This window comes from Parapedobacter flavus, assembly GCF_035818675.1.
Classification (GTDB): Bacteria; Bacteroidota; Bacteroidia; order Sphingobacteriales; family Sphingobacteriaceae; genus Parapedobacter; species Parapedobacter flavus.
In genome coordinates, this window is record NZ_JAYKZZ010000017.1 from 36,926 (window position 1) to 52,405 (window position 15,480).

The window sequence follows — 15,480 nt, forward strand, 5'->3', positions numbered from 1 at the left end:
AGTTATGAGCAAAAAATCAATCTTCATGAAGGATGGGGTGAATTACGCCACCCCGTTCATGGCAATCAGTGTGTTGTTTCTTACTTGGGGTGTCGCCCATGGTTTGCTGGATACACTTGACAAGAACTTCCAGGAATTGCTGCACTTGAAAAAGTGGCAATCGAGCTTCATTCAGGTTTCTCTTTACGGAGCCTATTTCTGTATGGCCGTACCCGCAGGGTTGTTCACCAAGAAATACGGCTATAAAAAGGGCATTATATTCGGTTTGTGCCTATTCGGCGCCGGAGCATTGCTCGCAGCGGGTACGGCGCCATTTCAATCATTTGTACTTTTTCTCATCTGCCTACTGGTTATCGGCGCCGGCCTGGCCACCATCGAAACGGGAGCCAATCCTTACACCACCAAGTTGGGTCCGCCCGAATCCGCCGAGAGGCGCATCAATATTGCCCAATCGTTCAACGGCTTTGCGTGGGTGGTCGGCCCACTGATCGCTTTATCCATCTATGGTAACCGCAGCCATGTAGAGGGTGAGAAAATGATATCCATTGTGATGCCGTTCGCACTTATCGGATTGGCTGTGCTGGCCATTGCCTTTGTTTTCTCGCGGTTGAAGCTACCAAAGATCGATGAAGAGGATCTGATGCATGCACACGGTGCCGCCGCCATACCAGGTGGCGACACTGAAATTTCGGACCCCGAGCATCCTGCCTTTGTTTCAAAGAAACCGCTATGGAAAAACAAGCACTTTAAACTGGGTGTCGCTGCACAGGCGTGTTATGTGGCGGCGCAAACCGGTGTTTTCAGCTACCTCATCAATTTTGTGACGGACCACGATATGCACCCTAGTTTTGATGTGCAATACGGCCCTTATTTTTTATCGCTGGGTTTCTTTCTGTTTATGATGGGCCGCTTTTCCGGCAGTGCACTCATGAGGTATTTCAAACCTGCGCGGATGTTGGCATGGTATGCGTTGCTGGTGTGCTTGTTATTGCCGCTGGTCTCGTTAAAACTGGGATGGGTGTCCTTCGTTGCACTGTATGGTGTCTTCTTTTTCATGTCCATCATGTTCCCTACCATATTTGCCTTAGCCATTAGAAGCTTAGGAACTAACACCAAACAGGGAGCTTCCTTTTTGGTGATGTCCGTAGGAGGTGGAGCGGTATTTCCGCCGATAATGGGGTACGTTGCGGACGTATATGGCATGGCGGCGGGCTTTTTCGTGCCTATCCCGTTATTTGCATTCATCGCTTATTACGCCATCAAAGGCCATAAGATCGAGGTTTAATTTTTTTCCGTACTTTTGCCGCCGAAATTGAATTGAGATCATGAGCGACCGTACCAAAAGAATTTTTCTTGCTATTTGCATTATCTTCCCTTTCCTGCTGTATTGCTTTTATTATTACAGCCAAATGTTCAAAAATGCGCCTTTCCGCTTTGCAGATTTCGAATCGATTGTACTGAAATATGGTGAGGGCGACGACCTGATTAACCAATTTGATTCGGCGACAGGGCTTTACCGGTTTACGAATACGCAAGACTCGATGGTGGTAGATACTGTAAGATTGCGTAAAGACGATGTACAATACCTACACGGAAAAGCGACCCAGCTTGGATTCTGGAATCTGCCAGATGACATGACCAGCGGAGCACCGGATAGCACCAAACCGGCAGCCCGCTTCTACCTGCAGTTCAATTACAAGGAAAAGAGCAAAGAGGTAACCCTCGACGCTGATTTTGACGGCAACACGAAAATGCGCGACGTAGCGAAAACCATGGTAGATGAAGCCATGCGGGTTGTCAACGATGCCCGGATCCGCTAGTATCCGCCAATCCTACCCCGCGCTCTGGCGTATGGGCACCGGGGCTCCGTTATCGCCGTTGGGTGATGACAGCCCCAGGCTACGCACATCGTCGGCAGCTGGCGCTTCGAAAACCTCCAGTCCGAAAAACTTGACGGACGCCAACAGGTGGTCGAAAATATCGGCCATCGCGTTTTCGTAGATCCCCCACCTAACATCCGACGTGTACATGTAAAGCTCTATCGGCAACCCGGTTTCTTTGGGTTGCAATTGGCGGACAAGCATCGTATAGCCTTTGTGGATTAATGGATGCTGGGCGGTGTACTGGGTAATATATTGGCGGTATAATCCCACGTTCGTCATCTTCCGACCGTTCACAGGCATGGTCGGGTCGGCCCCACTCTCCGTATTGTATTGCTCGATCTCTTGCTGGCGCTCCTCGATAAATGGTTTCAACAATTGTATTTTCTTGAGATGTTCGATTTCATCTTTTTCCAGGTAACGTATGGTGGATATCTTGATGCTCACCGAACGCTTGATTTGGCGCCCCCCGCTCTCCTGCATGCCGCGCCAGTTCTTGAACGAGTCCGTAACCAGGTAATGCGTGGGCACGGTGGTGATGGTCTTATCCCAGTTCCTCACCTTTACCGTATTGAGGTTGATCTCAATCACATCTCCATCGGCATTGTACTTGGGCATCTCTATCCAATCGCCTACACGCACCATATCGTTGGTAGAGACCTGTATGCTGGCTACGAAGCCCATGATGGTGTCTTTGAAGACCAACAGCAGGATAGCCGATGCGGCGCCCAATGCACCCAAAAAGGCCCATGGCGACTGGCCGGTTAGCATGGAAAATATAATGACACCAGCCACAAAAAACAGGAAGATATTAATCACCTGGATGTAGCTGTCTAGCGGCTTGTCTTCAAACCCTTTTTTGGTGCGTAGGTGATCGCGTATGGACCGGAAGACGGCCCTGAACAGCATTACCCATACAATAACCAAGACGATATCGAAAAACTTGCGCACCGGGCCAATCCATTCGGGAAAAGCGGAAAAAACGACCGGGATGAACTGGATGGAGATCAGGAGCGGCACCAATCGCGCCAATTGTGCCATGGCCCGGTTGCGCACGAGGTGATCATCGAATTGCGTCTTCGAGCGCTTGGCTAACATGGCCAACGCATTAACAAGGAACTTACGAAGCACGTAATAGACAATGCTCAACGCAATGAAGAGCAGTGCCAACAACACGAAAAGGTTCACAATGTCTGCTTGTCCGGCAGGAACGCCCCAGCCGATAAGCATATCATAAGTCCACTGATAAATGATGTTTGAGGAATTTGCAATCGTAGGTATTTCCATAAATTAACTGATTGAGCGGTAAAAAAGAAGACGTAACAAGCTGCAAAGCTAAGGATTCTCAACGGATAACAAAACATTATAGAATGACTTAAAAAATTCGTAATTTCGCATGCTCAACAAGCATGTTTATGCATGGTCTTGCTGTGCCTTTTGATTTAAGATTGGTAAACATATAATGGCTGAAGAAACAGAAAACGGCAACAACCTCGTTCCGGCAAACGATCGGATCATCCCCATCAACATCGAAGACCAAATGAAATCGGCATACATCGACTACTCGATGTCTGTTATTGTATCGCGTGCATTGCCCGACGTACGGGACGGTTTGAAGCCGGTACACCGGCGCGTACTATATGGCATGCTCGATCTGGGGGTGACAAGTGGGAAGCCCTATAAAAAATCTGCCCGTATTGTGGGCGACGTACTCGGTAAATATCACCCCCATGGCGACTCGTCGGTATACGACACGATGGTGCGTATGGCGCAGGAATGGAGCCTACGGTACCCGTTGGTAGACGGCCAGGGAAACTACGGGTCGGTAGACGGGGACCCGCCAGCGGCCATGCGGTATACCGAAGCACGGTTGAAAAAAATTGCCGAAGAGCTACTCTCCGATATTAATAAAGACACCATAGACTACCAGCTCAATTTTGACGACTCCATCGAAGAGCCTACGGTGCTTCCTACCCGTATTCCCAACCTGCTGGTAAACGGAGCTTCGGGCATTGCCGTGGGTATGGCTACCAATATGGCGCCCCACAACCTATCGGAAGTGGTAGATGGCATCATTGCCTACATCGACAACCGTGATATCGAAATCAGCGCGTTGATGCAACATGTGAAGGCGCCCGATTTCCCCACGGGGGGCATCATTTACGGGTATGCCGGCGTACAGGATGCCTTCCAAACCGGCCGGGGCCGCATTGTGATGCGCGCTAAAGCGGAAATTGAAACCACGAAGACCGGGCGCGAACAGATCATCGTCACCGAAATCCCTTATCAGGTGAATAAATCGGACATGATCAAGCGGACGGCAGATCTGGTTAATGAAAAGAAAATTGAAGGAATTTCTGAAATCCGCGACGAATCCGACCGGCACGGAATGCGGATTGTATATGACATCAAACGTGATGGAAATGCATCCATCATACTGAACAACCTATACAAGCATACCGCCCTACAAACCTCATTCAGTGTAAATAACATCGCCTTGGTTCATGGTCGTCCCATGATGTTGAACCTCAAGGATATGATTTACCACTTTGTGGAACACCGGCATGAGGTAGTGGTACGACGCACGAAATTCGAATTGGCAGAAGCCGAAAAACGTGCCCATATCCTGGAGGGGTTACTCATCGCGCTCGATCACCTCGATGAAGTGATTAAGCTTATCCGGGCCTCGGCGACGCCGGATGACGCCCGGGTTGGCTTGATGGAGAAATTCGGCCTATCCGACATTCAGGCCCGCGCCATCCTCGATATGACCCTGCGCCGGCTTACCGGACTGGAGCGCGACAAGATCAAGGAAGAATATGCCGAGCTGATGAAAACCATCGAGTACTTGAAGTCCATACTGGAAGACGAGGGGCTCCGCATGAGCATCATCAAAGACGAACTGCGTGAAGTGAAAGAGAAATACGGCGATGAACGCCGCTCCACCATCGTGCATTCGGCCGAGGATATGCGCATGGAAGACTTCATCGACGACGAAGAGATTGTCATAACCATCTCGCACGAGAGCTACGTGAAGCGTACGCCCCTAACCGAATACAGAACGCAAGGCCGCGGCGGGAAGGGCGCAAAAGGCTCCAATACCCGCGAAGAAGACTTTACCGAACACATCATCACGGCATCGGCCCACAACTACATGCTGTTCTTTACCGAAGCCGGGCGCTGCTTCTGGCTGCGGGCATTCGAAATCCCCGAAGGTACCCGCACCTCCCGGGGCCGTGCGATACAGAACATCATCAATATCCCGAAAGAGGAAAAAATCAAGGCCTACATCAAGGTGAAGAACCTCAAGGACCAGGAGTATCTTGAGAATAATTTCATCATCATGTGTACAAAGCGCGGCACCATTAAAAAGACGTCGCTTGAAGCATACTCCCGGCCGCGAGCCAATGGCATCAATGCCATCAACATCAATGAAGGCGATCAATTGCTCGAAGCAAACCTCACCGATGGCAACAGCGAGATTGTAATGGCGTTGAAGTCGGGAAGAGCCATCCGTTTCAACGAATCGACCGTCCGCCCGATGGGACGAACCGCCACGGGTGTACGCGGGATCACGCTGGCCGGTCCGGACGACGAGGTAGTTGGCATGATTAGTGTTAATAATTTCGACACAACCGTACTGGTCGTTTCCGAAAAGGGATATGGCAAACGGACGGATATTGAAGACTACCGGATAACCAACCGTGGCGGAAAGGGTGTGAAAACCATTAACGTGACGGATAAGACGGGCAAGCTGGTAGCCATCAAAGATGTTACAGATAACGACGACCTGATGATTATCAATAAGTCTGGTATCGTTATCCGGATTGCGGCCAGTGAGTTACGGGTTATGGGAAGAGCCACCCAAGGTGTTCGGCTCATCAGCCTCAAAGGCGATGATGAGATTGCCTCGATTACAAAGGTGGAACGCGAAGAAGAAGATGAATTTATTGAAGAAGGAGAAAACCAAGAACACAGTGAAAATACCGGTGAAAACGACAATACAACAACGGACGAATCATCGCCTTCTGACGAAGAATAGCGTGAGGGCAGCTGCCGCCCTGGCTATCCTGCTGGTGGCCAGTATGTCGCCCGTTATTGCCCAGTCAGACCTTAAAGAAGGCAATAACAGTTTTGCGCGGTACATGCAGTCTAAAGATTTCAAACAGCTGGAAGCCGCACGGAAGTTTGCTGACGCAGCGTTCAAAACGAAGAGGGACTCAACAAGTTTCAGAAATATCCTACTCCATGGGTTGGTATACAGCACCTTGGCGGTGGTCGATTCAAACCGTACGCAGAAGTACCATGCAGACCCGAATGATATCGCGTTGGCTGCGTGGAAACGGCTGACCAATAGATCGGTTGATTTCGAATACGAGTCGCAAATCGATTACATACAGCGATCTTTGACCAAAGCATACCTCATCAAAGCGAACCGTGCGGTAGCCAGTGCAAACTACGAGGAGGCGTTTCATCAATACCAAATGGTAGACTCGATTAGCGGAAACACCATCGATGTAAAGCACAACCTCGCTGTATTGAGTGCCAAAATAGGACACGAGGAAGATGCCATCAACAGGTATAAGACGTTCACCGCCCAGTCAGAAACCTCATCCCCTACCTACATCCTCAAGTTGGCTAAACTTTATAAAAAAAGAGGGGACAACCGAGAAATGCTCAACACGCTGCTTACGGGGCGACAACAATTTCCGGAGAGTAAAGAAGTACTTTTTACCTTGATCAATGCATATATGGCGAATGGCGCCTACGAAGCCATCGTTCCATTGGCAGACGAGGCCATTTCCCATGAGCCGGAAAATGTAGGCTTGAATTATATTGCCGGCTACGCCAACGAAATGGAAGGCAACAACGGTGCGGCCAAAAAATATTACGAAAAAGTGATTAGCCTGGATGCCAACAGTTTTGAGGGAAACCTCGAATTGGGGCTGTTGTATTTAAAGGACTACATCGCCGACCCGAATAATGAGGAAGTGAAAAGCAAAGCGCAAGAGCACTTATTAAAAGCCAACCAGATACAACCTTCTGAAGTGAACACACTGAAGTCGCTCGCCGTGCTATACGAACGTGCAGGCGACGTCATCCAACAAGAACGAGTAAATAACATATTAAATCAACTCACAATAAACTAGAATCATGAAAGTGAAATCGATTTTACTAGGCATGCTGGTACTTACCGCTTCGGCCGCCTTTTCCCAAAACAGCAATTTAAGAAAGGCAAAAGCCAGCTACAACAAATTCAATGAAGTTAAATCCGTCGGAACTGCTGCATTGGGCATATCGGACCTGACGGACGCAAAAGAGGCGCTGGAGAAAGCGATTGAGCATGATAAGACAAAGGATCTGGCAGAAACTTGGACCTATTATGCCTTGGTAAATGCCGACTTGGCCCTGCTCGATTCGACCGATGCTGCCGACAGCTATATCCAAACCGCTAACGAAGCACGCGAAAAGGCGGTGAGCCTCGACACGGAAAAGGAGCACGAACAAAACCTGAACATACTCAATTCCATCGTCGCTCAATATGAAATGAATAAGGGCGTGAAAGCGTGGGACAGCCAAGACTTTGACGCCGCATACAGTGCGTTCGACAAGGGCCTGGCTTACCTCCCCAATGATACGACCTTATTATATTATGCTGGATTAGCGGCGATCAATTCCCAAGACTATGACAAGGCGTTATCTAAATATGTGGAGCTTGTGCCCATAGACAGCTTCTCAAACAACAAGCAGATCATACTGGACGTTTCTCGCCTATACCTGATGCAGGGCGACACCACCAATGCTATAAAATATGCAGAAATAGGTGCCGACAAATATCCCGATGACAGCGAATTGGCTACGCAAAACATCGAATTGAACCTGATGGCAGGCAATGAGCAGAAAATCATCAACACCATCACCGCCCAGGTAGAAAAAGATCCCCAAAACGAAAACCTGCATTATTACCTCGGTATTGCTTACGCAGAAATGGAAGAGGTAGAAAAGGCCGAAGCAGCGTACCGGAAATCAATCGAAATCAATCCGGATTACCTCGAGGCCAACATCAACTTGGGTGGCTTGATTTTGAATAAGGGGATTGACCACTTTAACAAGACAAATAACGCCAGCCTTCAGCAAGCCGAATATGATGCAGAAATCCAGAAGGCTTACGACATCTTTGATTCCGCGTTGCCATACCTGGAAAAAGCGGTCGAATTGGACGGTTCATCCTACTTGGCATTAACAAACCTCAAGAAATACTACGAAATCAAAGAAGACGACGCGAAGATAGCAGACTTGCAGGCTCGCATCAATGCGCTGCAATAATCATCCAATAAACTTCCCAAAGAAAGCCCTCCGGTTGATTACCTGGAGGGCTTTCTTCATTACTAGTTGTGCATGCCGTTACCCGTGGGCCACTAGCTTTTTACAAATACGCTTGACCAGATCGGGACCTTCGTAAATGAAGCCGGTATAGAGTTGCACCAATGCGGCACCCGCAGCGAGCTTTTCGATAGCATCGTCGGGCGTATGTATGCCCCCCACCCCGATGATGGGAAACGCATGTTCGGATTTCGTAGCCAGGTAACGAATTACTTCTGTAGCACGTTTAGCCAGTGGCTGTCCGCTCAAGCCCCCAACTTCCGACGGAAGATGTCCACCACTCAACAGGCCTTTGCGCGCTATCGTCGTATTGGTGGCTATTACGCCTGCTATCCCTGTATCGCGAACAATATCGATGATGTCATCCAGCTGGTTATTGGTCAGGTCGGGCGCAATTTTCAACAAGATCGGCCGTGATACGTCGCCCTTGCGATTACGCTGCTGCAAGGCATTCAAGATGTGCGTAAGTGGTTCCTTTTCCTGCAATGCACGGAGGCCCGGCGTATTGGGCGAACTTACATTCACGACGAAATAATCCACCACGTCAAATAACGCATCAAAACACTTGATATAGTCACTTATCGCTTCTTCGTTGGGTGTCAGCTTATTTTTACCGATATTCCCCCCGATGAGGAGATTTCGTCTATTTTTCAATTGGCTTAATCGCATAGCCGCTACGTCGACCCCTTGGTTATTGAACCCCATCCGGTTGATGAGTGCCCGATCGTCAACAAGACGGAATAGACGCGGCCGCTCGTTGCCGGGCTGCGGCCGTGGTGTTACCGTGCCGATTTCGACAAAACCGAAACCCAACGCAGCCATTTCTTCCACATACTCGGCATTTTTATCAAACCCTGCCGCCAAACCCACCGGGTTACTGAATTTCAGGCCAAATACTTCGCGTTCGAGGCTCGGATGTTCGTAGCCATAAGCAGCGCGCAGCAGACGCTTGCCGCCCCATACGGCGCAGAATGACCGTAGGCCGCCCGATACCGTATGGTGGGCGGTTTCAGGATCCATCGAAAACAGCAGTGGCTTAATCAGTTTATACATGGCCACAAAGGTACCTGAAAAAAACGTACTTTTGCACCCAGAATGATTGCTATAAATAACCTTACGTTTGAAATAGGTGCACGTGCACTATATGACGATGCCAACTGGCATATCAAGCCCGGCGACAAGACCGGATTAATCGGCGCCAATGGTACCGGCAAAACCACCCTACTGAAACTGATTGTGGGCGACTACGCCCCTACCGCCGGTACGATCTCGATGGCTAAGGACATCAAAATTGGTTACCTCAACCAAGACCTCCTTTCCTACCAGTCTGACAAGAATATCCTCCACGTGGCGATGGAGGCTTTTGAGCGGCAAAACCAACTCCTCGTTGAAATTGAGGTATTGCTCAAAAAGCTGGAAACGGACTATTCAGACGACATCATCCAAAAATTAAGTGATAAACAGACCGAGCTTGAAGCACTGGATGGCTATAACATCGAATACCGCGCCCATGAGATCCTCGCCGGACTGGGATTCAGCGATAGCGACCAAAAGCGGACGTTGTCCGAGTTCTCCGGAGGCTGGCGGATGCGTGTGATGCTTGCACGGATATTGTTACAGGCGCCCGACATCCTGCTGCTCGACGAGCCAACGAACCACCTTGACCTTCCCTCCATCAAATGGCTGGAAGGCTATTTGCAAGCATTTGATGGGGCCATAGTCATCGTCTCGCACGACCGCTATTTCCTCGACCGGGTGGTCAATACCATCGTGGAATCGCAACGTGGAAAACTCATCCAATACGCCGGCAACTATTCCTTCTACTTGGAAGAAAAGTCGCTACGTGAGGAAATTCAGGGTAACCAATACAAAAATCAACAGGCGAAGATAAAACAGGAGGAGCGGCTCATTGAGCGGTTCCGTGCAAAAGCGAGTAAGGCAAAAATGGTGCAGTCGCGCATCAAGGCATTAGAACGCATGGAGAAAGTCGCCGATGTGGACGACTACAACCCCAGCGTGAACTTCCGCTTCAAATTCAGCAAACAATCGGGCAGGCACGTTGTACGGCTCGAGCACATAAGCAAGTCGTATCCAGGTATCCCTATCCTTGAGAAAACGGATGCCATCATTGAAAAAGGTGATAAAATAGCCCTTATCGGAGCCAACGGAAAGGGAAAGTCTACCCTATTACGTATCGTCGCTAATGCCGACCAAGATTTTACCGGTCAATCCGAAACCGGGCATAACGTGAGTCGGACATTCTTTGCCCAACATCAATTAGAAGCATTACACCTGGATAACGAAATCTTGCAAGAGCTGCAGTTGTTTGCACCCAAGCACACCGAAACGGAGTTGCGGGCCATACTGGGCTGCTTTCTCTTCACGGGCGACGATGCTTTCAAGAAAATAAGGGTGCTCTCGGGAGGTGAGAAATCACGGGTGGCGCTGGCGAAGGCGCTTACCGCCGATGCCAATTTCCTGGTGCTTGATGAACCGACCAACCATTTGGATATCCAATCGGTCAATATCCTCATCCAAGCCCTCCGGCAATTCGAGGGCACGTTCATCGTCGTCTCCCACGACCGCTATCTGCTGGATAATGTAGCCAATAAAATCTGGTATATTGAGGACCGGAAAATAAAAGAATACCCCGGCACCTACCAAGAATACGAGGAATGGCAGGCAAAACGAATAACGACAACAACACCGAAAACGGATGTTTCCAAACCCACCAAAACCGCGGCTAAACCGTCCGCAGTAAAAAATACAATGCTGGAAGAACGGGATACAAAAAAACTCCATAAGGAACTGGAAAGCATTGAACAACGTATCGGGCAATTGGAGGAAACCGTGAAAGCAACCGAATTGAAGATGGCGGAGGAAAGCACCTATGCAGACCCAACGAAATTGGCAGAAGCCTCCCGGCAATACGATGCGTTGAAACGCGAATTGGCAGCAAGCCAAACGCAATGGGAAAAACTGGCTGAAGAAATCATGGCAACGGAAGGATAGGTATGAGAAAGCTGCTGGTCGTAACGATATTGCTCTTGGGCTGTATGGCCGTGATGGCCCAAAAGCAGAAAAAGAAGCGTACCAAGCGCGAGCGAACACCGCAACAGGAATTGGTCTACGACAATACCAACTACCTGCCGGCGATCAAATCTGTACAGTTTTATCCCATTGATCAAGAAAATGCATTGCCGGTCATCGAGTTACACAGCGATGACCAACTGATGCTTGCTTTTGACGATCTTCGGGGAGATGTACGCAATTATTATTTCAGCCTGGAACATTGCGATGCCGATTGGAAGCCGAGCCGGTTATCACCGCTTGAATATGCCGAAGGATTTAACGAGGAACGCATTGTAGACTATGCCTCCTCGGTAAATACGCTGCAACCGTATACGCATTACCGCGTAGATTTCCCTACCCCGAACATCAAACCGAAATTAGCTGGCAATTACCTATTAAAGGTATACGAAGACGCCGACAAGCGCCGCCTGATCATCTCCCGGCGCTTCTATGTGCTAGCGCCGTTGATGATGGTGTCTGCCCAGTTCGCCCCCTCGGTAAATGTGGCCAAACGCCGCACCAACCAAAAGATAAACATCAAGGTCAATACAGGTGGGCTCACGGTAAACAACCCTTACCAAGATATTCGTATCCTGGCAATGCAAAACCAACGCCCCGATGTGCAGCAGTGGCTAACCACCCCCCATTTCGTAAACGGCAACGAACTGACCTATAACGACAATAAAACGCTGGACTTCGATGGCGGCAACGAATTCCGGTATTTCGATCTGCGCAGCCTGCGCTTGGCATCCGATCGGGTGGCCAATATCAGACTGGATAGTGCCGTCCACGTATACCTTGTTGCCGACGAAAACTATCGCGATGCGGCGTATGCTTCTACATTCGATGAAAACGGGAATTTTTTTGTGCGGAATCAGGATAAGACAGATGCCGATACGGAATCTGACTATGCGTGGGTTACCTTTTCGCTGGTTGATGAATCGACCACCAGTGGGGCAGTCTACGTGGTTGGTTCGTTCAATAGCTATATGCGAAACGAGGCGAACAAGATGACGTACGACCCCTCGACCAAGACATGGCGATGCTCTCTTTTACTTAAGCAGGGCCTATATGACTATGCCTATGTACATGCAGATACGCCGAGCACGGTGGATGTGTCGTTTTCCAGTGGAAATCACTTTGAAACGGACAACACCTATCAAATCCTTGTGTATAACCGACGGCCAGGAACAACGTGGGATGAGTTGGCAGGCTTTATCGAGATCAGCAATTGACAAACGCCAACCGCTCTTGTAGCATACGGGATATCCGATTAAAATAACGTTTCTGTTTATACCCCATTACCCACTGCACGCCGTGTATGGCATTGGTATGGAAAATCTCATCCGCCGCTCGCAAGATATCCGGACTGATCTGGGCTTCGATGACCTCCATTCCACTATCCACTGCGAGATCAATGACCACCTTGCGCATCACCCCATCGATGCACCCCTCGCTGATGGCCGGCGTATACAGCTTTTTTTCGTACCAGATGAACACGTTGGAACTGAGTGACTCGCAGAGGAACCCTTCCTGGTTTAACAACAACACATCGTCTAGCCCATTCTTGGTGCGATAAAGTCCCGCCATGACGTATACCAATGCGTTAGACGACTTTAATTTCGAAAGTTCACTATATGGCTTTTTAACCTCATTATATACATCGATTATCAGCCCGATTTTGCGGTGTTTCACATCGTCGGGATCCAGCTTTGAAACTTCCATAACATAACAAGCACTATTCTGTTGTGGACTATATAAGCCACCGCCACCACGGAACACTTGTAATCGCACACGCACGTGCTGGTTTTCCAGTCCGTTGCGCTTGATGAGCTCTGCTGCGCGCGAACGGATAAAATCCGCCGTAAACTTTTCGGTCTGCTCCAGCTTAAGCACACGCATCCCTTCATGAAGCCGGGCAATATGATGGGACAAAAACCGGATGTCGCCGTCCATCCAACGCATGGTTTCAAACAAACCATCGCCATATCGGAACGCCCTATTATCGGCTGTAAGGACCGTTTCTTGTTCGGGTATAAAACGGGTATTAAAATCTATAAAATGTACCGGCATTCGCTCAACTTATTTTCGTAATAATAATAACTAGGATTCCCCATACGGCAACTCCTGTGCCATAAAGACGACGGCTAATGGTGGGACACATAACTACGCCATTTTTCCAGACATAGCCGAAAATCCTCCGGTAATGGCGTTTGGAATGCCATAGTTTCGCGGGTGGTAGGATGTACAAACCCGAGGCTTTGGGCATGGAGTGCTTGCCGCGGCAACAGCGCGAAGCAATTTTCCACGAACTGTTTGTACTTGCTGAATACCGTCCCTTTCAATATCCGATCGCCACCATACACCGCGTCGTTGAACAACGGATGCCCTACGGACTGCAAATGGGCCCGGATTTGATGGGTACGGCCGGTTTCCAACCGGCACTCGATGAGCGTGACGTAGCCCAGCCGTTCCAAAACACGGTAATGGGTAACCGACCATTTCCCTTTCTCCTCCTCATTGTACACGGCCATCACCCGCCGGTCTTTCGCACTTCGGCCAATATACCCGGTAATGGATCCTTCGTCGGCCATATCACCCCACACCAGCGCGATGTATTTGCGCGATATGCTGTGGTCAAAAAACTGCTTGGCTAGGTAGGTCAATGCCCACTCATTCTTGCCGACGACCAGCAAGCCGCTCGTATCTTTGTCGATGCGGTGCACCAACCCCGGCCGGCCATCATTGCCCGGCAATGATGGTAAACTGGCAAAATGGTGAGCCAACGCGTTCACCAGCGTACCGGTGTAATTGTTGTAGCCCGGGTGAACCACCATACCCGCTTGTTTGTTGACAATGAGTACATCATCATCCTCATATGGGATGTCTAACGGGATATTTTCGGGGTAGATTTCCGTGTCACGTGGTGGGTGGGGCAAAACCACCGAAATGATGTCTAACGGCTTTACCTTATAGCTGGCTTTTATGGGCTGCCCGTTTACCAGTACCGTACCAGCGGTAACGGCATGCTGAATGCGGTTACGCGAAGCGTTCTCTACCCTGTTCATCAGGAACTTATCGATGCGTAATAGCGCCTGCCCTTTGTCTACCACAATGCGCAGATGTTCATACAAATCCTGCTCTTCCGACTCTTCCAATGCTACGTGATCTGCCATGGCGCAAACATAAAAAAAAAAGCAACCCCTACCTGAAGCTTTTTTATCTAAATTTGTCGTGATTCAGTGGTACCATTCGACATCCATAGCCCGGTAGAAACGCTTGATTTCTCCCTATTCGACGACAAGTCGCTCATCGTAGACATCAAGCGCGACGATAAAATTCACCCTTTTATTTCGGGCAATAAGTGGCGTAAACTCAAATACGTACTCCAATCGGCACGCCATGAGGGAAAGACACACCTCGTAACGTTTGGTGGTGCGTGGTCTAACCACCTATTGGCTACGGCATGCGCCGGGGCAACATTCGGCTTCAAGACAACAGGGTTTGTACGGGGGGAGGCCGTATCCAACCCCAACCTCTCATTATGCAAGGTATATGGCATGGAGCTACACTTTGTAGACCGGACCGCCTATCGAGACAAACACCTGCTCTACGAACAACATACCGCTCATGACCCACATGCCTATTTCGTGGATGAAGGGGGTTACAGCCCCGAAGGTGCAAAAGGATGTGCCGAAATTATCGATGAGCTGCCGCACCCCTACGACCATATTTTCTGTGCCTGCGGCACGGGCACTACGATTGCAGGATTGCACGCCGGGTGCAAAAGCCGGGCGCTGGCTACCCAAGTGCATGGCATTTCCGTGTTGGCGGGCGGCGATTTCATTCCCGATGCGGTCCGCGCGCTCTACCCGGCGATGCCGCTGGACCAACTGACCAGCCATACCGATTACCACTTCGGCGGATACGCCAAAACATCGCCGGTGCTCAGCGCGTTTATTCGGGAATTCACGGGGCAGACCGGCATCCTCATCGAACCTGTATATACGGGAAAGCTGCTTTATGGCGTGTTTGATCTCGTGCAACGTGACTATTTCGAGCGGGGCGACCGTATTCTGATTATCCACACGGGCGGATTAACGGGAATACTTGGGCTCCACGAGCAGCTTGTATAAAAGCTAGG

12 protein-coding genes are annotated in these 15,480 nt (G+C 49.7%); 8 read left to right on the top strand and 4 right to left on the bottom strand.

Features of this window, described 5'->3' with window-relative positions:
* Positions 1-4: 4 nt before the first annotated feature.
* Positions 5-1,285, top strand: coding sequence for an MFS transporter (locus tag U9S71_RS14530; protein ID WP_326328237.1), 1,281 nt, complete (start codon positions 5-7; stop codon positions 1,283-1,285).
* A gap of 124 nt (positions 1,286-1,409) precedes the next feature.
* Positions 1,410-1,820 carry a hypothetical protein gene (locus tag U9S71_RS14535; protein WP_326328238.1) on the top strand — a complete coding sequence of 137 codons (411 nt, stop codon included), beginning with the start codon at positions 1,410-1,412 and terminating at the stop codon, positions 1,818-1,820.
* A gap of 12 nt (positions 1,821-1,832) precedes the next feature.
* On the opposite strand, the gene U9S71_RS14540 is transcribed toward U9S71_RS14535, so the two are convergent.
* A complete protein-coding gene (locus U9S71_RS14540) occupies positions 1,833-3,167 on the bottom strand; it encodes a mechanosensitive ion channel family protein (RefSeq protein ID WP_326328239.1) in 1,335 nt (444 codons plus the stop codon).
* A 175-nt stretch (positions 3,168-3,342) separates the two neighbouring features.
* On the opposite strand from U9S71_RS14540, the gene gyrA reads away from it, so the two are divergent.
* The 3 genes from gyrA to U9S71_RS14555 are packed head-to-tail and all read left to right on the top strand — an operon-like array spanning position 3,343 to position 8,207.
* Complete coding sequence (gyrA, locus tag U9S71_RS14545; RefSeq protein WP_326328240.1) at positions 3,343-5,922, top strand: DNA gyrase subunit A; 2,580 nt, start codon at positions 3,343-3,345, stop codon at positions 5,920-5,922.
* Complete coding sequence (locus tag U9S71_RS14550) at positions 5,870-7,030, top strand: tetratricopeptide repeat protein (protein WP_326328241.1); 1,161 nt, start codon at positions 5,870-5,872, stop codon at positions 7,028-7,030. The genes gyrA and U9S71_RS14550 overlap by 53 nt, the downstream gene beginning before the upstream one ends.
* A gap of 4 nt (positions 7,031-7,034) precedes the next feature.
* The gene (locus U9S71_RS14555; RefSeq protein WP_326328242.1) at positions 7,035-8,207 is read left to right on the top strand and encodes a tetratricopeptide repeat protein; all 1,173 of its coding nucleotides are present in this window, start codon (positions 7,035-7,037) and stop codon (positions 8,205-8,207) included.
* Between the two features lie 78 nt (positions 8,208-8,285).
* Here the strand turns inward: U9S71_RS14555 and U9S71_RS14560 are convergent, their stop codons facing one another.
* Positions 8,286-9,317: a quinone-dependent dihydroorotate dehydrogenase gene (locus U9S71_RS14560; RefSeq protein ID WP_326328243.1), complete on the bottom strand. Its 1,032-nt coding sequence runs from the start codon at positions 9,315-9,317 to the stop codon at positions 8,286-8,288.
* Between the two features lie 42 nt (positions 9,318-9,359).
* On the opposite strand from U9S71_RS14560, the gene U9S71_RS14565 reads away from it, so the two are divergent.
* Positions 9,360-11,276 (top strand): ABC-F family ATP-binding cassette domain-containing protein, encoded by a 1,917-nt coding sequence (locus tag U9S71_RS14565; RefSeq protein WP_326328245.1) that lies wholly within the window; start codon positions 9,360-9,362, stop codon positions 11,274-11,276.
* Positions 11,277-11,278: 2 nt separating this feature from the next.
* Complete coding sequence (locus tag U9S71_RS14570) at positions 11,279-12,571, top strand: type IX secretion system plug protein (RefSeq protein WP_326328247.1); 1,293 nt, start codon at positions 11,279-11,281, stop codon at positions 12,569-12,571.
* On the opposite strand, the gene U9S71_RS14575 is transcribed toward U9S71_RS14570, so the two are convergent.
* The gene (locus U9S71_RS14575) at positions 12,561-13,409 is read right to left on the bottom strand and encodes an aminotransferase class IV (RefSeq protein ID WP_326328249.1); all 849 of its coding nucleotides are present in this window, start codon (positions 13,407-13,409) and stop codon (positions 12,561-12,563) included. The genes U9S71_RS14570 and U9S71_RS14575 overlap by 11 nt on opposite strands.
* Before the next feature lie 74 nt (positions 13,410-13,483).
* The gene (locus U9S71_RS14580) at positions 13,484-14,512 is read right to left on the bottom strand and encodes an RluA family pseudouridine synthase (RefSeq protein ID WP_326328251.1); all 1,029 of its coding nucleotides are present in this window, start codon (positions 14,510-14,512) and stop codon (positions 13,484-13,486) included.
* Positions 14,513-14,578: 66 nt separating this feature from the next.
* Between U9S71_RS14580 and U9S71_RS14585 the strand changes: the two genes are divergently transcribed.
* Positions 14,579-15,472, top strand: coding sequence for a 1-aminocyclopropane-1-carboxylate deaminase/D-cysteine desulfhydrase (locus tag U9S71_RS14585; protein ID WP_326328252.1), 894 nt, complete (start codon positions 14,579-14,581; stop codon positions 15,470-15,472).
* The last annotated feature ends 8 nt before the right edge of the window (positions 15,473-15,480 follow it).